Origin of the sequence: Citrobacter sp. Cpo100, assembly GCF_030332595.1 — a bacterium.
GTDB classification, from domain to species: Bacteria; Pseudomonadota; Gammaproteobacteria; order Enterobacterales; family Enterobacteriaceae; genus Citrobacter; species Citrobacter portucalensis.
Genome location: NZ_JAOWHM010000023.1, coordinates 253,792 through 272,041, shown reverse-complemented (window position 1 = coordinate 272,041; position 18,250 = coordinate 253,792). Strand labels below are relative to the sequence as shown.

The 18,250-nt window shown below is 53.3% G+C and carries 16 protein-coding genes; 4 read left to right on the top strand and 12 right to left on the bottom strand.

Annotated elements, in window-relative coordinates; genetic code table 11:
- Positions 1-17: 17 nt before the first annotated feature.
- Together OGX96_RS02400 and OGX96_RS02395 are read right to left on the bottom strand one after the other, a co-directional pair.
- Positions 18-788 carry an ABC transporter permease gene (locus OGX96_RS02400; protein ID WP_008786229.1) on the bottom strand — a complete coding sequence of 257 codons (771 nt, stop codon included), beginning with the start codon at positions 786-788 and terminating at the stop codon, positions 18-20.
- On the bottom strand, positions 785-1,711 hold the full coding sequence (locus OGX96_RS02395; RefSeq protein WP_003829469.1) for an ABC transporter ATP-binding protein: 927 nt from the start codon (positions 1,709-1,711) through the stop codon (positions 785-787). Before OGX96_RS02395 ends, OGX96_RS02400 begins: the two co-directional genes overlap by 4 nt.
- A 108-nt stretch (positions 1,712-1,819) precedes the next feature.
- Between OGX96_RS02395 and can the strand changes: the two genes are divergently transcribed.
- Complete coding sequence (gene can / locus OGX96_RS02390; RefSeq protein WP_008786227.1) at positions 1,820-2,482, top strand: carbonate dehydratase; 663 nt, start codon at positions 1,820-1,822, stop codon at positions 2,480-2,482.
- Between the two features lie 70 nt (positions 2,483-2,552).
- On the opposite strand, the gene hpt is transcribed toward can, so the two are convergent.
- From hpt to cueO, 3 genes are all read right to left on the bottom strand, one after another.
- Positions 2,553-3,089: a hypoxanthine phosphoribosyltransferase gene (gene hpt / locus OGX96_RS02385; RefSeq protein WP_003018658.1), complete on the bottom strand. Its 537-nt coding sequence runs from the start codon at positions 3,087-3,089 to the stop codon at positions 2,553-2,555.
- Between the two features lie 251 nt (positions 3,090-3,340).
- A complete protein-coding gene (gene tcp / locus OGX96_RS02380) occupies positions 3,341-4,996 on the bottom strand; it encodes a methyl-accepting chemotaxis citrate transducer (protein ID WP_286582149.1) in 1,656 nt (551 codons plus the stop codon).
- Between the two features lie 183 nt (positions 4,997-5,179).
- Positions 5,180-6,796 (bottom strand): multicopper oxidase CueO, encoded by a 1,617-nt coding sequence (cueO, locus tag OGX96_RS02375; RefSeq protein WP_286582147.1) that lies wholly within the window; start codon positions 6,794-6,796, stop codon positions 5,180-5,182.
- Between the two features lie 153 nt (positions 6,797-6,949).
- Here cueO and OGX96_RS02370 point away from each other — a divergent pair, with 153 nt between their 5' ends.
- Positions 6,950-7,297: a YacC family pilotin-like protein gene (locus tag OGX96_RS02370; RefSeq protein ID WP_032941691.1), complete on the top strand. Its 348-nt coding sequence runs from the start codon at positions 6,950-6,952 to the stop codon at positions 7,295-7,297.
- Between the two features lie 30 nt (positions 7,298-7,327).
- Here OGX96_RS02370 and OGX96_RS02365 read toward each other — a convergent pair whose 3' ends face one another.
- The 6 genes from OGX96_RS02365 to acnB all read right to left on the bottom strand — a co-directional run bounded on the left by OGX96_RS02365 (position 7,328) and on the right by acnB (position 14,614).
- Positions 7,328-8,095 (bottom strand): DeoR/GlpR family DNA-binding transcription regulator, encoded by a 768-nt coding sequence (locus tag OGX96_RS02365; RefSeq protein ID WP_032942381.1) that lies wholly within the window; start codon positions 8,093-8,095, stop codon positions 7,328-7,330.
- A 9-nt stretch (positions 8,096-8,104) separates the two neighbouring features.
- A complete protein-coding gene (locus OGX96_RS02360; protein ID WP_082196955.1) occupies positions 8,105-9,088 on the bottom strand; it encodes a D-threonate 4-phosphate dehydrogenase in 984 nt (327 codons plus the stop codon).
- Entirely contained in the window at positions 9,078-10,349 is a 1,272-nt protein-coding gene (gene dtnK / locus OGX96_RS02355; RefSeq protein ID WP_060682743.1) for a D-threonate kinase, read from the bottom strand. The genes OGX96_RS02360 and dtnK overlap by 11 nt, the downstream gene beginning before the upstream one ends.
- A complete protein-coding gene (locus OGX96_RS02350; RefSeq protein ID WP_008786218.1) occupies positions 10,346-11,299 on the bottom strand; it encodes a 2-keto-3-deoxygluconate permease 1 in 954 nt (317 codons plus the stop codon). Before OGX96_RS02350 ends, dtnK begins: the two co-directional genes overlap by 4 nt.
- Positions 11,300-11,479: 180 nt before the next feature.
- A complete protein-coding gene (gene yacL, locus OGX96_RS02345) occupies positions 11,480-11,842 on the bottom strand; it encodes a protein YacL (RefSeq protein WP_020996227.1) in 363 nt (120 codons plus the stop codon).
- Between the two features lie 174 nt (positions 11,843-12,016).
- Positions 12,017-14,614 carry a bifunctional aconitate hydratase 2/2-methylisocitrate dehydratase gene (gene acnB, locus OGX96_RS02340; RefSeq protein WP_057067418.1) on the bottom strand — a complete coding sequence of 866 codons (2,598 nt, stop codon included), beginning with the start codon at positions 14,612-14,614 and terminating at the stop codon, positions 12,017-12,019.
- A 448-nt stretch (positions 14,615-15,062) separates the two neighbouring features.
- On the opposite strand from acnB, the gene OGX96_RS02335 reads away from it, so the two are divergent.
- Positions 15,063-16,649: a DUF3300 domain-containing protein gene (locus OGX96_RS02335; RefSeq protein WP_286582144.1), complete on the top strand. Its 1,587-nt coding sequence runs from the start codon at positions 15,063-15,065 to the stop codon at positions 16,647-16,649.
- Between the two features lie 10 nt (positions 16,650-16,659).
- Positions 16,660-17,454 (top strand): DUF2950 family protein, encoded by a 795-nt coding sequence (locus tag OGX96_RS02330; protein WP_008786213.1) that lies wholly within the window; start codon positions 16,660-16,662, stop codon positions 17,452-17,454.
- A gap of 63 nt (positions 17,455-17,517) precedes the next feature.
- Here the strand turns inward: OGX96_RS02330 and traT are convergent, their stop codons facing one another.
- The gene (traT, locus tag OGX96_RS02325) at positions 17,518-18,249 is read right to left on the bottom strand and encodes a conjugal transfer complement resistance protein TraT (protein WP_048236127.1); all 732 of its coding nucleotides are present in this window, start codon (positions 18,247-18,249) and stop codon (positions 17,518-17,520) included.
- Position 18,250: the final 1 nt, after the last annotated feature.

The window sequence follows — 18,250 nt, the reverse complement described above, 5'->3', positions numbered from 1 at the left end:
AGAAGAGGAAGAAAGAATTAGCTACGCAGGCCGCGTCCGCGCTGAATCAGGTACCAGCACAGCAAGTAAAACGCCGCAATGAACACCACCAGCACGCCAAACGTGGTGACCAGCGGAACATCATGAATACCCAGGAAGCCGTAGCGGAAGCCGCTAATCATGTAGACAATTGGGTTCAGATGCGACAGTCCCTGCCAGAACGGCGGCAGCAGCGTTAACGAATAGAACACGCCACCCAGATAGGTCAGCGGCGTCAGCACGAAGGTGGGGATCAGGCTGATATCGTCAAAGGTTTTAGCAAAGACTGCGTTCAGCAAACCGGCCAGCGAGAACAGTACCGCCGTTAACACCAGCGTGAGCGCCACAAAGACCCAGGAATGCACCTGGAACGGCACGAAGAACAGTGAAATAGCCGTGACCAGAATGCCTACGCACAGGCCACGCGCCACGCCGCCGCCGACAAAACCGGCGATAATCACGTGCGTCGGCACCGGGGCGACCAGCAGCTCTTCGATATTGCGCTGAAACTTGGCGCTAAAGAACGACGAGGCCACGTTGGCGTACGAGTTGGTGATCACTGCCATCATAATCAGCCCCGGCACAATAAACTGCATGTAGCTAAAGCCATGCATTTCGCCGATACGCGAGCCGATCAGGTTACCAAAGATAATAAAATAGAGCGTCATGGTGATGACGGGTGGCACCAAAGTCTGGATCCAGATACGCATAAAGCGGTGGATCTCTTTCGCCCAGATGCTTTTCAGCGCAACCCAGTAAAGCTGCATCATGCGCGATCTCCTTGTTTTTCATGCACCAGAGAAACAAAAAGTTCTTCCAGTCGGTTCGCTTTGTTACGCATACTCAATACCTGAATGCCCTGTGCGCTCAGCTGAGAGAAGACGCTGTTGACCCCTTGTTCACGCAGAACCTCCACTTCCAGCGTGGAAGTGTCGACCAGTCGGTACTGATAACCTTCCAGTTTCGGCAGCGGACTTTTTGGTGCCAGATCGAGGATAAAGGTCTCGGATTTCAGCTTGGAGAGCAGACTCTTCATCGAGGTGTTTTCCACCAGCTCGCCGTGCTGAATAATGCCGATATTACGACACAGCATTTCCGCTTCTTCGAGATAGTGAGTGGTCAGAATAATGGTGGTGCCTTTGTCGTTTAAATCCTTTAAAAAGCCCCACATTGAACGACGCAGCTCAATGTCGACGCCCGCCGTTGGTTCATCCAGAATGAGTAATTTCGGCTCGTGCATCAGCGCACGGGCAATCATCAGACGACGTTTCATCCCACCAGACAGCATGCGCGCGCGCTCGTTACGTTTTTCCCATAAATCGAGCTGCTTTAAATATAGTTCGCTGCGTTTGACCGCTTCTTTATGCTCAACACCGTAGTAACCCGCCTGGTTGACCACAATCTGCTGCACGGTTTCAAACGGGTTAAAGTTAAACTCCTGCGGTACCAGGCCAAGCTGGCGTTTAGCATTAACCGTATCTTTTTCAAGATCGTATCCGAAGACGCTCACCCGCCCGGAGGTTTTATTCACCAGCGAGCTGATTATTCCAATGGTGGTGGATTTTCCTGCGCCATTCGGTCCCAAAAGCGCATAAAAATCACCCGCTTCGACTTGCAAATCTATCCCGCGTAACGCCTGAACGCCACCGGGGTAAGTTTTTTTAAGTTGTTGAAGTTCCAGAGCAATGGTCATGTTTTTATACTTACCTTACGTTCTGACATTTTATATATAGTTTAAATAATGATGGAGTTACCCTATATTAGCCCATCGAATTTATCTGGCTTCGGGTCGTGCTACTCCATGAAAGACATAGATACACTCATCAGCAACAATGCACTATGGTCAAAGATGCTGATAGAAGAAGATCCCGGATTTTTTGAAACGCTGACGCATGCCCAGAATCCGCGTTTTCTATGGATTGGATGTTCCGATAGCCGCGTTCCCGCTGAACGATTGACCGGTCTTGAACCGGGTGAATTATTTGTTCACCGCAATGTTGCCAATCTGGTTATTCACACCGACCTGAACTGCCTCTCAGTGGTTCAGTATGCGGTGGATGTGCTGGAAGTGGAACATATTATTATATGCGGCCACTATGGATGCGGCGGCGTCCAGGCGGCGATTGAAAATAAAGAACAGGGGCTGATTGATAACTGGTTACTGCACATCCGCGATATCTGGTTCAAACACAGCTCACTGCTGGGCGAAATGCCGCAGGAACGTCGTATGGACACCCTGTGCGAACTGAATGTCATGGAACAGGTCTATAACCTGGGCCACTCAACCATTATGCGTTCAGCCTGGAAGCGCGGTCAGAAAGTGACCATTCACGGCTGGGCTTACGGTATTCATGATGGCCTGCTGCGCGATCTCGACGTCACCGCCACCAGCCGCGAAACGCTGGAACAGCGCTATCGCCAGGGGTTGTCTAACCTGAGTCAGAAACACAGCAACCATAAATAATGTGACATTGCCGGGAGGCGGCGACGCCTTACCCGGCCTACAAACCTGCGCCATCAGGCGCTCCAGCCAATTACTCGTCCAGCAGCACTACTTTGCCAACATACGGCAGATGGCGATAACGCTGGGCATAGTCAATGCCGTAACCGACCACAAACTCATCAGGAATTGAGAAGCCGATAAACTCGACCGGAACATTCACTTCACGACGAGAAGGTTTGTCCAGCAGCGTACAAATAGCCAGGGATTTCGGCTCGCGCAGGCTCAGAATTTCACGCACTTTGGACAGCGTATTGCCGGAATCGATGATGTCTTCGACAATCAGCACGTCCTTGCCACGAATGTCTTCATCCAGGTCTTTCAGGATTTTAACATCACGCGTGGTAGACATTCCGCTACCGTAGCTGGATGCCGTCATGAAATCGACTTCATGAGAGACATGCACTTCACGGCACAGATCCGCCATAAACATAAATGAGCCACGTAACAGACCAACCAGCACCATATCGCTGCCGCTGTCCTTGTAACGTTCGTTAATCTGGCGCCCCAGTTCAGCAATACGCGCTTTGATCTCCGCTTCCGGGATCATCACTTCAACAGTATGTTTCATAAACCCTATAACTCACTGATTTTTATCAGTTGACACATCATGCAAATCGAAAGAAAGCGCTTACGTTGATACACCGACTGACAGACGGCGACCCGCTCTAACCACAAAACTTGCGACAGCATACAAACAATTCAGTTGATGAAGTATACCAGTAAAGAGAGCGGGTTCCTCTGATAGTTCACAGGAGAACCCGTTTGCGTCGTTTTTTGTACGCTTATTAATCAAAACCAGGAGTGCACGGCAGTCTGTGGCTAAAACGTTTCCCAGTGTGGATCTTGTGGCGAACTCCCCGCAGAGGTCGCTCGTGGAGTATCCTTAGGTGGTTTTCGATGCTCACTGTTGGAGGCATCGCGAGTGATGCGAAATGCCGCCACGGCCAGGCGTAACTGTTCAGCTTGTTGTTTCAACGAAGCGGCTGCGGCGGCAGACTCCTCTACCAGCGCGGCGTTTTGTTGTGTGACACTGTCCATCTGCGAGACCGCGAGACTCACCTGCTCAATCCCCCGACTCTGTTCCTCCGAGGCTGAGGCGATTTCCCCCATGATGTCCGTCACGCGGGTGACCGCTGCGACAATCTCTTTCATCGTTTTACCCGCGTCCGACACCTGCTGAGATCCCATCCCCACGCTGTGGGTTGAGTTATCAATCAACGCTTTGATCTCTTTGGCTGCCTGAGCGCTACGGCTTGCCAGGGTACGGACTTCACCCGCCACAACAGCAAATCCGCGTCCCTGCTCTCCTGCTCTGGCAGCCTCGACCGCCGCGTTGAGCGCCAGGATATTGGTCTGGAAAGCAATACTGTCGATGACGCTGGTGATCTGCGCAATTTGCTGTGAACTACCGGCAATTTCACTCATCGTGTGCACGACAGTATCAACAACCCGTCCACCACGTGCGGCAGTATCAGACGCATTCTTAGCCAGTTGAGTCGCCTGTTTCGCATTGTCCGTATTTTGCTTCACGGTCGCGGTAAGCTGTTCCATGCTGGCGGCTGTCTCTTCAAGTGAAGCAGCCTGCTGCTCAGTACGCGAAGACAGATCGTTGTTACCTGATGAGATTTCCGTTGCGCCGCTATGAATCGTTTCTGAGCTGTTACGCACCGACGTGACTGTCGAAATCAGCGACTGTCGCATTTCATCTAAGCCCGTCGCCAAACGTCCCATTTCATTACGTCCCTGGACGTCGAGTTGATGGGTCAGATCACCACGGGTAATAATGCGGATATGCTCCATGATCTGCGCCAGGGGTTTAAGCAGCATATGCTGCAACCCACTCCAGATCATGCCCAGAACGATGAGCACAGCGACGACAATTGCCCCTAACGTCCATTGCATGCGGGTAAAGCTGTGCTGATTCTCCGCCGCCGCGTGCTGCAGCAACGCGTTGTTTTCGTTACGCCACTGGTCATAGCTGGCTTCCATTTCATCCTGCGCCTTCTGAGCATCAAGATCGCCATAGGCCTGATAGTTATTCGCGCGCAGATACTCTATCGATAACGCCATCACGTCGTGCATCTGCCGATACTGTTTTTCCATTTCAGATGCAATTTGCGGATTCTGCCCCGACACCTGCGGCAATGACTGATAATGCGCGAAGTATCCCTCAGCCTTCTTCATCGACTCACTCGCCGTCTTTAGCAAAGTATCAATGGCCGCCAGTGAGGCCGGATCGCGTTGATTCTTTAAGAAACGAATTGCTACGCGGGTTACCGTTACTCGGGTTTTAATCAGCGTATTGACGCTATCACTCAGATTTTCCTGTTGGGCATTCAGGGTGCCTGAGTTCTGGAAATTATGGCGATCATTGTTTACCGCAGAATAAAAAAAGCTTCCTGTCACGACCTGTAGCAAACAGAAAATGGCGAGAACCAGAAGAATGCCGGTAATAACACGCACATTTTTAATCATAGTATTTCATCCATTGAACTCACATTGGGTACCCAATGATTATCGGCTTCAAAGGCGATTACTTTATGTGCAATAGAAGAATTTGCAGGAGGAGGGAGTCGTGCGGTGAAACGCTGTAAAGAGACTGTGTCTTATCCGGCCTACGAGAGATTTCTGCAGGCCGGATAAGCTCAGCGTAATATTTTAGACGGTGAAGCCGAGCATCATCCCGGTATCTTCATGCTCTAACAGATGGCAGTGCGCCATATAGGCATGCTCTTTTGGCGCGTCGTGGTCAAACTTCACTAACACCTCGCTCACGCCGCCTTCTACCCGCACAGTGTCCTTCCATCCCGCGCGGTGTGCGGCAGGCGCTTTGCCATTCTCAGACAGAATGCGGAACTGCGTGCCGTGAATGTGGAACGGATGCAGCATCATGTCGCCCTGGCCGGAAATCACCCAGCGTTCGTGCTGACCTTTCGCCGCGGCAAACATCGGTTTATTCATATCAAATGCCTGGCCATTAATCCGGTTGGCATTATGGAAGTCGAATGTTCCATGCTTCATGTTGCCCATGTCGCCATGCTGCATATTCCCCATCTCACCGTGGTTCATATTGCCATGATTCATATTGCCGTGGCCCATATTGTCATTATTCATATGGCCCATCATCTTCCCATGATCCATACCCGCCATGGCCTGACCGCCGTATTTCTTCATCAGCATTTGCATGCCCATCATATCGAGCATCGGATCCATCGACAGCTGCAGCTTGCGCACCGTCAGACCTTCCAGTGATGGCAGCGATGGCATGGATGTCAGCGAATCTGGCAGCGTGCCGGAAGCGGTAATCAGCAACGGTTGAACGCGCATCACCGGGTGCGGCTTATCGAATGGCGCAATCGCCATCCCCATCTGGCTGACTGGCAGAGTGACCAGATCAAAAGCTTTGCCGTCACTGACATCCACCAGCACTTCAAAGCGCTCGCCCATCAGCATAGGAAGCTCGGTCACTTTTACCGGTTCCGCCAACAGTCCGCCGTCGCTGGCAATGACGTACAAAGGACGATTGTCGCTGGCCGCAATGTTCAGTGAGCGTGCGTTACAACCATTCAACAGGCGTAGACGCAACCAGCCACGCGGTGCGGCATGCTGAGGATAAATCGCCCCGTTGGTCAGCAGCGTATCGCCAAACCAGCCGACGGCGGCGGTCATGATGTCCAGTTGATAATCAACCTGCCCATCAGCAGAGAACTGTTTATCCTGAATAATCACCGGCACATCATCAATGCCCCACTGCTTAGGCAGCATCAGCTTGCGAATCTCTTCATCTTCAATTAGCACCAGTCCGGCCAGTCCCATAGCTACCTGACGGCCGGTCTTTCCATGCTGATGCGGGTGGAACCAGCAGGTCGCCGCCCGTTGATCCGGCGTGAAGGTCACTGAACGTTTCCCGCCCGCCGGGATAATGCCTTGCGGCCCACCGTCGACTTCACCGGGGATTTCCAGACCGTGCCAGTGCAACGTCGTCTCTTCGGCAAGCTGGTTATGGATATCCACGGTCACCGACTGCCCTTTGTTCAGCTTGACCGCAGGTCCGAGTAAATTGCCGTTATATCCCCAGGTCGTCGCTGTTTTACCAGCAAAGCTCGATTTTCCGGCTTGCACCACCAATTGCATACGGTTTGAGGCATCCGCGGTTAGCAGGTCAGGAATGGGCAATGCAGGGCGGTCTGCGGCAAATACGCTCCGGCTCCACAGAGGTAACGCTAACGCGACGCCCAGCGCCACGGAGTACTTTAAAAAGTCACGACGTTGCATAATCACTTCCTTATATTCAGCAGCTTAAGCAGGCTATCTTTTAAGCATAAGCCTTCCCCTTACGGGAAGGTCAAGTGAACGGCTAATAATAAAGGTCGTCGCTTCGCTCGCAGTATGCTAACGTTTAAATTCCGTGATGCAGTGGTAGAAGCAATGAAGACGTTTTTCAGAACAGTTTTGTTCGGCACCCTGATGGCCGTATGCGCAAATAGCTACGCGCTCAGCGAGTCCGAAGCCGAAGATATGGCCGATTTAACGGCAGTTTTTGTTTTTCTGAAAAATGACTGTGGATACCAGAATTTGCCTAATGGGCAGATTCGTCGCGCACTGGTCTTTTTTGCCCAGCAAAACCAGTGGGACCTGAGTAATTACGACACCTTCAATATGAAAGCGCTGGGTGAAGACAGCTACCGCGATCTCAGCGGTATCGGCATCCCAACAGCAAAGAAATGCAAAGCGCTGGCGCGTGACTCTCTGAGCCTGCTGGCCTACGTTAAATAATCTCCGGCGCAATCAGGGTTGAGAGTGCAGTTACTCTGGCTGTACCAGCGTCAGGGCAACGGATTGCGCTTTTAATTCAGCCTGCGCGTTTGGCGGTAGATTCACATCGGTAACAACATCGGTAAAGCAACTAAGCGGCGCGACGTTAAATAACGAATGTGCGCCGTACTTACTGCTATCCGCCAGTAATACCTTCCGTTGGGCATTCGCAATAATTTCCTGCTTTAATCCCGCTTTGTCTTCCGTTGGCGTGGTTACACCCTTTTCCATACTCCAGGTGTTACAGCTCATAAAAGCAATATCAGGATAGACGCTGCGCAACATTTTCCGGCCAAACTCACCAATACAGGACTGGCTGCTGTCATCGATGCGTCCACCGACGATCGTCACCTCTATCTGACGGAATTCTGACAAAAACAGGGCAATATGCAGATCAACGGTAATCACTCGCAGCGGCAAATGCGTCAGACATTTTGCCAGCTCCAGCATTGTGGTACCGGCATCAAGCACCACGGCATCGCCCGCACGCACCATTGAGGCGGCAAAACGCGCAATCGCCCGTTTCTCAGCAGGCGATCGCAGTTGCTTTTCGTTTGTGGTTGGCTGCGCCGCTTCAAAGCGTCGTAACGCAACACCGCCGTGGCTGCGGCTGATCACACCCTGTTCATCCAGCTTGATGAGATCGCGCCTGATCGTTGCTGGAGAGGCGTCAACCGCGTCAACCAACTGTTCCACGGTAACCAGCGTATGATTTTTCAAATACGCCACAATCTTATCCAGACGGTGTTGCCCTTTCATAACAGTAAATTACGCCAGTTGCATTGCCAGTTTGATCGATACGGCCATGCTCTCAGATTTTGCTTTTCCCGTCCAGGCGATATCAAATGCCGTACCGTGATCGGCAGAGGTACGAATAAACGGTAAACCTGCTGTGATATTTACACCATCATAGAAACCCAGCAATTTCAGCGGGATATGCCCCTGATCGTGGTACATCGCCACCACCATGTCATACTGACCTTCATAAGCCTGTAAAAACACGGTATCCGGCGGGCACGGACCGTAAACATCCATCCCCTTCGCTTTCATATTCTCAATCGCGGGTCCGACAATACGAATTTCCTCATCGCCAAACAGGCCATTCTCTCCGGCATGTGGATTCACCCCCGCAACGGCAATACGCGGGTGTGCAAAGCCTACGCGCTTCAGGAAGGTATCCGCGATACCAATCACCGTTTCGACACGTTGCCCATTGAGCGTATCAAGGAATTTGCGCAGTGCGATATGCGTCGAAACATGGATAACTTTCAGCTTATCGGTGTACAGCACCATCGCATAGTCGCGGCTTTCGGTTAGCGTTGCCAGCAGTTCGGTATGTCCAGGATAATTGTGTCCGCCGAGATGCAGCGCTTCTTTGTTCAACGGCGCGGTCGCGATGGCATGTACATCCCCCTTCATCGCCAGTTCAGTCGCCCGCTTCACACAGCGATAGGCCAGATCGCCCGCCTGCGCCTGCACTGTACCTGGGAGCAGTTCGTCAGGTTTCGCCAGCGGTTCATCAATCACATGAATCGTATCTGGCGTGAATCTGGCATCGGCGACCTGTTCAATAGCGCGAAATGTTACTCCGTCAGCCAGCCCCTGAGCCTGTAACCGCTGCAGCGTTTTTAGGCACCCGACCACCACCAGCGGCGCACCATTAAGTTCATCTTCGCGTAGCGCTTTAACAATAATTTCCGGACCAATCCCCGCCGGGTCTCCCATCGTAATCGCAATTGTTTTAGTTACCACGGTACATCTCCTCAATAAAATACAGCGCATCGCAAAGGGTCGTATCAGAACCGAATCCACCCGCTTTGGTAATAACCGGCAAGTCGTCAATCTCGCTATTCACAAACGTTCCGCACGGAATACAGGGGGCGACCTCACTGTGGATGCGATACCCTTCTGCACCCAACGCACTGGCGACCGCCGTGGCAATATCGCCTCCGGTCAGGAACAATCCGCCGATACGTGCTTGTTCAATAATGCGCAGCGTTATCTCCCCTAGACGCTGACTCAGAAGTTCTCCCAACTGCTGGCGACTCATCCCCACGTTGAAACACAGCGTGTCGATCATGTCCCGGTCTTCTGCACATCGACTGGTGCGTAAGATCGTGTGCTGCTGCTGGCTCAGTTGCGCACAAGCCTGTTCAATAACAGAGTCCATTTCCGGTGCAAATGACGATGCAACCAACCGCGCGGCATCGATATCAACGACTTTTGCCCGACCCTGACACACTGCTTTTTCCACCTGACGTCGCGTTGCCTCACTCATTGAGCCAGCCACAACCAACACCGGTAATTCCTGCTTTTCTTGCATAAACGTTGCGGCTGGTAGCGCATTGGCCAGCCCTGCCGCCCCTACGAGCAGCGGCATCTGTTTTTGCTCACAAACCGCCTGCGCAATGAGCGCGAGATCTCGCTCTTCCACGGCATCCACCACCACCATACATTCGCCGGCTTTTGCAAAAGCGCTCAGCAGCGCACTCAAACTTCCCCGACGCACATCCACCAGCGACACCTCATGTACAGGGACATCGCTTTGCAGCGCGACCAGTTCAGCAATACGCGAAGAGTGAATAGGCGTTTTTGGATCGCTGGCGAATTCCGTTTCCAGCAGCGGCACACCATGGACCAGGCACAAGCCATCCTGCGTGGTGCGCCCGGCAGCAGGAATTGCCGCCGCAATCACGGCCAGCGTCCGACCGGCTGTACGCATGGCTGCAGTGACTTCAGCCCCCACATTGCCACGAAATGTCGAGTCTATTTTTTTGTATACCAGCGGTGTTGCTTCGCCCTCACACCATGGCGCTAACGCTTGTTGTACAGCCGCGGCGGCCTGCGTTGCCAGCATCGCCCGGCTTTCCGTATTGATGACCAGAACATCGGCGCGGCGCGACGGTTTCTGCGCTGGGGTCAGCATTACTTCGGTACGCGCCCCTTTTTTCGCCAGCTGTACGCCGGTATCGTTAGAGCCCGTAAAGTCATCGGCGATAACGATCATTTTCATGCTTTCTTCTCCTGCACGGCCTGACGAGACTGCCTTTTCGCGACCCACGACGTAAGAATTGGCGTCAGAATTGCGGTTGTAATGACTGACGCAGCGATCAGCGGCGCTGCCGCAGCGGCAACCTCTGCCAGCGAGGGATCGGCCTGTGCTATGGCCAGTGGCGTCGCGACGGCGTTCCCCGCCGTACTGGATGCCGCAGCACCAGCAATACCACTCCCGCCAACCAGACGATCGGCACGAATGTTAAAGAAACCGCCCACAAAGGTGGTCAGCACGCCCAGCAGAATGCCCGCCAGACCGCCTTGCAGCAGCATTTCCAGGTTAATACCGGCTCCAAGTGCAAATGCAAAGAAAGGAATGAGCAGTGGACCGCCTTTGGTCAGGAAGTCACGCATATTAGCGTCGAGGTTACCGAGGATCATGCCAACCACCAGCGGAACAAGAACCGCCACCAGCGCCATGATAGGAATATTTGCCATACCCGCCGCGCCCAGCGCGATCATGGTAAAGAAAGGCCCGTCATTCAGAGACAAAATGGAGATCGCACCGACATCACGTTCATTGCCAAACTCGCCAACCAGCGCCGCGTAAAGCCCGCCATTGGAGTTACTCATTGCCGCAATAATGGCAACACCGCTTAAGCCAAAGATGCCCTCCGCGCCAAACAGGTGTTCAACCCCGAGACCAATTGCAATCGCGACCAGTAACTTGGTCAGCGTAATCGTGCCGCCTTGTAGCAAAGCTTGCGGCGCCGCCTTTACGCTAATTCCCGCCCCCATACAGAGCAGGAACGCGCCAATCAAGGGAGCCGCGCCATTTTTAAATAAAGCCGTGGTGAATCCACCGATCTGCAACGCCTGCGGGGCAAAAGTGTTGATAATGGCACCGATAACCAACGGCACAACCATCATGCCGCCGGGTACGCGTTCTATTGCCTTCTTGATGTTCATGGTCTTCCCGCCTGTTGTTATGTTGTGATTAAATAAAATCACAGCGATTATATTCAATCAAAATCAGATCACAAACGCGGCAGATCACAGTTTTTGAATGATTAATAAAAATCAAATAATCATTCGGACGAAAAAAAAGCCGGGTTTGTCTCACCCGGCTTCATTGATATCTGAAATATCTCAGGATTGATGCACAAATTCGCGGTATGCCGCCACAACCTGAAGAAAGTCCTCTACACCACAGAGCGAAAAACTTTCTTCGTCGTAGTAGCTCATCCCCTCTTCCATCTCATCGCCAGAGAACTCCAGCTGATTAGCGCGAACCATCACTTCTTCGCCATCCAGCCAGAGCGTGTATTCATGCCCTGCTCGCTGCCAGGAGCGCTCACTGCCCTTAACCGCACGCGCTGCCTGTTCCACTTCATCAAGTAAGGCCAGGTTTTCTTTCACTTCCTCATTAAACCAGTGCCCCACCACCTCGTGGCCCATGGACATACGCACTTTTACCACCCCGGTAATATCGCGCAGAAATTCGTAATCCATAATGTCTTCCTCTACTCCCGGCAATGCGCCAATACCGCATTGCGCCTTGCTGTAATTATCGCAGCAGCGCGGCAGAAAAAAAGCGTAGTGGGTATAAGGAATAGAAATAAAAATGCCCGGAGAAGCAGACTTCTCCGGGCATTGATGCGTTTTTACACAAAATGCTTTAAGGCATTACACCGCGGTCTGGAAAATCACACCATCGGCTTTCTCGGTGTACTGAGACAGCTGGTCGAAGTTCAGATAACGGTAAGTATCTACGGCCGTTTTATCTACCTGCGCCACATAGGTCTGGTACTCTTCCGCCGTCGGCAGTTTGCCGATCAGCGCCGCAACCGCCGCCAGCTCCGCAGAAGCCAGGTAGACGTTCGCTCCGGTACCTAAACGGTTCGGGAAGTTACGGGTAGAGGTCGACACCACCGTTGCGCCGTCGGCTACACGCGCCTGGTTACCCATGCACAGAGAGCAGCCTGGAATTTCGATACGCGCACCGCTCTTACCGAACACGCTGTAATAACCTTCTTCGGTCAGCTGTGCCGCATCCATACGGGTTGGCGGAGCCACCCACAGACGCGTTGGCAGTTGGCCTTTGTGCGCATCCAGAAGCTTACCAGCGGCACGGAAGTGGCCGATGTTAGTCATGCAGGAGCCGATGAACACTTCGTCGATCTTCTCGCCCTGTACGTCAGACAGCAGACGCGCATCGTCCGGATCGTTCGGTGCACACAGGATTGGCTCTTTGATATCCGCCAGATCGATGTCGATCACTGCCGCGTATTCTGCGTCAGCGTCGGCTTCCAGCAACTGCGGATCCGCCAGCCATTTTTCCATGCCCTGCACACGACGTTCCAGCGTACGGCGATCGCCGTAACCTTCTGCGATCATCCACTTCAGCAGAACGATGTTAGAGCTCAGATACTCAACGATCGGCTCTTTGTTCAGCTTGATGGTACAACCGGCAGCAGAACGTTCAGCGGAGGCGTCGGTCAATTCGAACGCCTGCTCTACTTTGAGATCCGGCAGACCTTCGATTTCAAGAATGCGGCCAGAGAAGATGTTCTTCTTACCTTTCTTCTCAACGGTCAGCAGACCCTGTTTGATCGCGTACAGCGGGATGGCGTGTACCAGATCGCGCAGGGTGATACCCGGTTGCATTTTGCCTTTGAAACGCACCAGAACGGATTCCGGCATATCCAGCGGCATCACGCCGGTCGCCGCAGCAAACGCCACCAGACCAGAACCTGCCGGGAAGGAAATACCAATCGGGAAACGGGTATGGGAGTCACCACCGGTACCTACGGTATCCGGCAGCAGCATGCGGTTCAGCCAGGAGTGAATAACGCCGTCGCCCGGACGCAGCGACACACCGCCGCGGTTCATGATGAAGTCTGGCAGCGTGTGATGCGTGTTCACGTCCACCGGCTTCGGATAGGCCGCGGTGTGGCAGAAGGACTGCATCACCAGATCAGCAGAGAAGCCCAGACACGCCAGGTCTTTCAGTTCGTCACGGGTCATAGGGCCAGTGGTATCCTGAGAACCGACGGAGGTCATCTTCGGTTCGCAGTATGCGCCCGGACGGATGCCTTTCACGCCGCAGGCGCGGCCAACCATTTTCTGTGCCAGGGAGAAGCCACGACTGCTTTCCGCCACGTCTTTCGCCTGACGGAATACGTCGCTGTGCGGCAGGCCCAGCGCTTCGCGCGCCTTGGTGGTCAGGCCACGACCGATGATCAGCGGGATACGGCCACCGGCGCGTACTTCGTCGATCAGGACTTCGGTTTTCAGCTCAAAGCTTGCCAGCAGTTCGCCGGTTTCGTGGTTGCGTACTTCGCCTTTGAACGGGTAAACGTCAATCACGTCGCCCATGTTCATGTTCGACACGTCCACTTCAATCGGCAGTGCGCCCGCATCTTCCATGGTGTTGAAGAAGATAGGTGCAATTTTACCGCCGAGGCACAGGCCGCCGCCACGCTTGTTCGGCACATGAGGAATGTCGTCACCCATGAACCACAGCACGGAGTTGGTTGCGGATTTACGCGAAGAACCGGTACCGACAACATCACCCACATAAGCCAACGGGTAACCTTTTTTCTGCAATTCTTCGATCTGTTTGATCGGGCCAACCACGCCCGGCTGATCCGGTTCGATACCTTCACGGGCGTTTTTCAGCATCGCCAGCGCGTGCAGAGGGATATCCGGGCGAGACCATGCATCCGGTGCCGGAGAAAGGTCATCGGTGTTGGTTTCACCCGTCACTTTAAAGACGGTAACGGTGATTTTTTCTGCCAGAGCTGGACGGTTCAGGAACCATTCGGCATCAGCCCAGGATTGCATTACCTGCTTCGCATATTCGTTGCCCGCTTTGGCTTTTTCTTCTACATCGTAGAAGTTATCGAACATCAGCAGCGTTGAAGAGAGCGCTTTGGCGGCAATCGGCGCCAGTTTTGCATCGTCCAGCGCGTCGATCAGCGGATGAATGTTGTAGCCACCCTGCATGGTGCCCAGCAGTTCAATGGCTTTTTCTGGGGTAACCAGCGGGGAGGTGGTGTCGCCTTTTGCGACAGCGGCGAGAAAACCAGCTTTAACATAAGCGGCTTCATCTACGCCAGGAGGAACGCGGTTGATCAACAGGTCTAACAGGAATTCTTCTTCGCCCACAGGCGGGGTCTTCAGCAGCTCGACAAGTGCAGCCATTTGGGTTGCGTCTAAAGGTTTTGGCACAATCCCCTGGGCAGCACGCTCAGCTACGTGCTTACGGTATTCTTCTAGCACGACGATATCTCCTCGCTCTCATTGTCATAATGCGGCGCTTTTGTAGATGGGCGATTCTCTTCACGCTCCTGTGAGACAGTAGTTAGTAGGGTAAATGCCCGGTACCGCATAAGGCACAATAACAGGATTTTCATTAAGTGTTAATCCGTTTACAAAAAAGCAACATAAAAAATTGGCTGAATCGTTAAGAATGGTATAGCGACAAGGCGAGGTGAAATTAAGTCAGCTTAAAACCGCCCATAAACGGTTAATTTTCAAGCGCGATCGGCTGAATATTCCAGCGATTTTTCCGCCATCACATATAATTGTGTAATAAATACTCACACTCTTTTTTCGGACCTACCTGGTGAATCAACCATAAAAGTCAAAACTGTCTAACACGGGTGAATAATACTCGCGGCAACAGGAACGCCTCACGGCACAGCGCTCGTCTCGTTGGAGTCATTTTATGAAGTTGCCCCTTAAGCCACATCTGCTTGTCCTTTTGTGCAGTGCCGGGCTGTTTGCCGCCTCTGGCGTGATGTTTGTTAAAAGTCGCACAACGGAGCCTGCTGCTCCGGCCCCCGTTGCGCAGCAACCGTCAACACCGGCCCCAGCTCCCGTAGCGGCCCCTGCCCCGGCCGACCAAACAGCGCCCGCCGTGGCACCAACCTACTCAGCAGCACAAATCGATCAGTGGGTTGCACCCATCGCGCTCTATCCAGACTCGCTGTTGTCGCAAATTTTGATGGCCTCAACCTATCCGGCTAACGTCATCCAGGCCGCACAGTGGTCAAAAGACAATCCCAAAATGCAGGGCGATGCCGCCATTCAGGCCGTTGCCAGCCAGCCCTGGGATCCCAGCGTGAAATCGCTGGTCGCTTTTCCTCAGTTGATGTCGCTGATGGGTGAAAATCCGCCGTGGGTACAAAGCCTGGGCGATGCTTTCCTCGCACAGCCGAAGGACGTCATGGATTCCGTTCAACGTCTGCGTGTACTGGCGCAACAAACCGGCGCGCTGCAATCAACACCGCAACAGACCGTCACCACCGTGACCAAAGCGGCACCGGCGAAAACCGCCACCAGCACGTCAACAACCAGCACTACCACCACGACAAGCCCTACTGTCATCAAGATTGAATCCGCCGATCCGCAGGTGGTGTACGTTCCAACCTATAACCCGAACACGGTTTACGGTACCTGGCCGAATACCGCCTATCCGCCAACCTATCTGCCACCAACGCCCGGTGAGCAATTTGGTAACAGCTTCGTCAATGGTTTAGGCTTCAGCCTTGGTGTCGCCACAACCTATGCCATCTTCAGCAACATCGACTGGGATGACGACGACGACCACCATCATAATGATGACTGGGATAACCATGGCGGCTATAACCGCAACGGTGATAACAACATCAACATTAACGTTGATAACTTCAATAAAATCAGTGGTCAGCGCCTGACAGATGCCAACCGTACCTGGCAGCATAACCCGGCCTACCGTGAGGGTGTGCCTTACCCAAATAGCCAGCTCAATAACCGCTTCCACTCCACTAACACGGCAACCGGATTAAGTTCGACCCAGCAAAGACCGGTCAACCGTGATAACCAGCGCCAGGCCGCGATGAGCCAAATGGAAAAATCGACGGGGAAAACATTCCCGCAGACGGCACGCTCGGGCACGAGAGACGCCCAGCGTCAGGCATCGAATCAACAACTGAAGCAAATTTCCCAACGTAATAACTACCGCGGTTACGATACCAAACCGCAAACCGCGAAGCGGACGAGCACTCAGCAGCGGGAGAATCGCCAGGCAGTCGCCCAGCGACAGGAGAAACGGGTCACGCAACCGGCGCAACAACGCAATGTGCAACAGCGCAATCTTCAACAGCGAACCAGCCAGCCACGCGCCAATGCGCTGAGCGGTAACGACAGTCGCTCCGCCAACTGGCAGGCACAGCAACAGCGAGGTGCCCAGAGCCGGCAGGTCGCCCGTAATCAGCCATCGCGCCAGCCTTCTGGCGGGCGTGCTGAACACCGTGAATTCCGTCATCGTTAAGGGAACCGACATGAAAAATAAACTACTCAGTGGAATGGTGTTGTTCATGGTTTCGGCCACCGCGATGGCACAACAATCCTTCAGCACACCAGACCAGGCAACAGATGCGCTGGCAAACGCTATCAGTGAGCAAAATGAAAGTGCAATGAGCAACCTGCTCGGGGAAAACTGGCGTGATTTTCTGCCGCCAGAAGGCGTCGATCCTGATGCGGTTGATCGCTTCCTGCGTGACTGGAAGGTACGCCATAGCACTGTCATCGACGGCAATACGGCGCATCTTGTGGTTGGGGACAGCGACTGGCAACTGCCAATCCCGGTCGTCAAAAACGCTTCAGGCTGGCAATTTGATATCAAGGAAGCGGCCGAAGAGATCCTGACCCGTGAGATTGGACGCAACGAACTTGCTGCCATTGAGGCGTTGCACGCCTATGTGGATGCTCAGCAGAGCTATTTTGCGATGAACCAGAAATACGCGCAAAAGATTGTCAGTTCTGAAGGGAAAAAGGATGGTCTGTACTGGCCTGTTTCGCCGGGCGAAGCGCCAAGCCCGCTTGGCCCAGCCTTCAGTCCACAGGAGCCGGGCATGGGCTATCACGGCTATCGCTTCCGGATCCTTCCCGATAAAACCAGCGGTTTTGCCATGGTAGCCTGGCCCGTTAGCTACGATCACACCGGCGTGATGAGTTTTATGATTAACGGTGAAGACAAAGTCTACCAGGCCGATCTCGGTGTTGAATCACAGCAGAAAGCACAAGCGTTAACCACATTCCATCCGGATAAAAACTGGCAACCTGTAGCGCCCTGATACCGAGTCGGAAGGTTAGTAGGCCGGGTAAGGCATAGCCGCCCCCCGGCAACCCGCAACAAATTACAGGATGTTAGCGACAGATTTCGCCAATTGAGCTTCCAACACCGGCTTCGCTTCTTCGAACTTCAGATTCACTTTGTTAGCATTAGACACAACGCGGGTCTGGTATTTTGCGCGATCGCCTTGCGCGCTGCTGGTTTGCAGCTTGATGCCAGATGTCCCTTGACGCAATGCAGCAACATTATCCGTTGTCACTTTAGCTTTGCTGCGTTCAGAGATTTGCAGGTCAGTAACCATGGTGTAGTTAACGTCTTCCACCATCGCATCCGCGGCCATGCCGATCAGCCCCGCCGCGATACCAACACCCAGCGCCGCACCAGAGGAGTTGCTGTTATAAGCGGTAATCCCCGCGCCCAGCGCTGCGCCCATCGCGGCACCTTCGTAACCCGTTTTCAGGAAGCCTTGAGCTTCACGCAGATCCATTTTGTCCGCTTTCAACACGTTCGCCTGCACCCAGTAATAAGCGCTGTCTGGCGAACTGGTCACTTTATACCCCTTCGCTGACAGGTCATTTGCCAGCAGGGTTTGCAGGTTACTCATGTCTTTGTCAGAGGTGTTTTTTACCTGAATGTAGACGGTCTTCTCGCTGGAAGGCTCCAGCCAGATGGTTTCACTCATCTGCGTTTTCACTTCAAGGTTACGTTTTTTAACGGCGGTGGTCATCGCACCACAACCGGTCAGCGTCATTGTCGCGACAACCATGCCAACAACCGCGATTTTTTTTAAAGACATG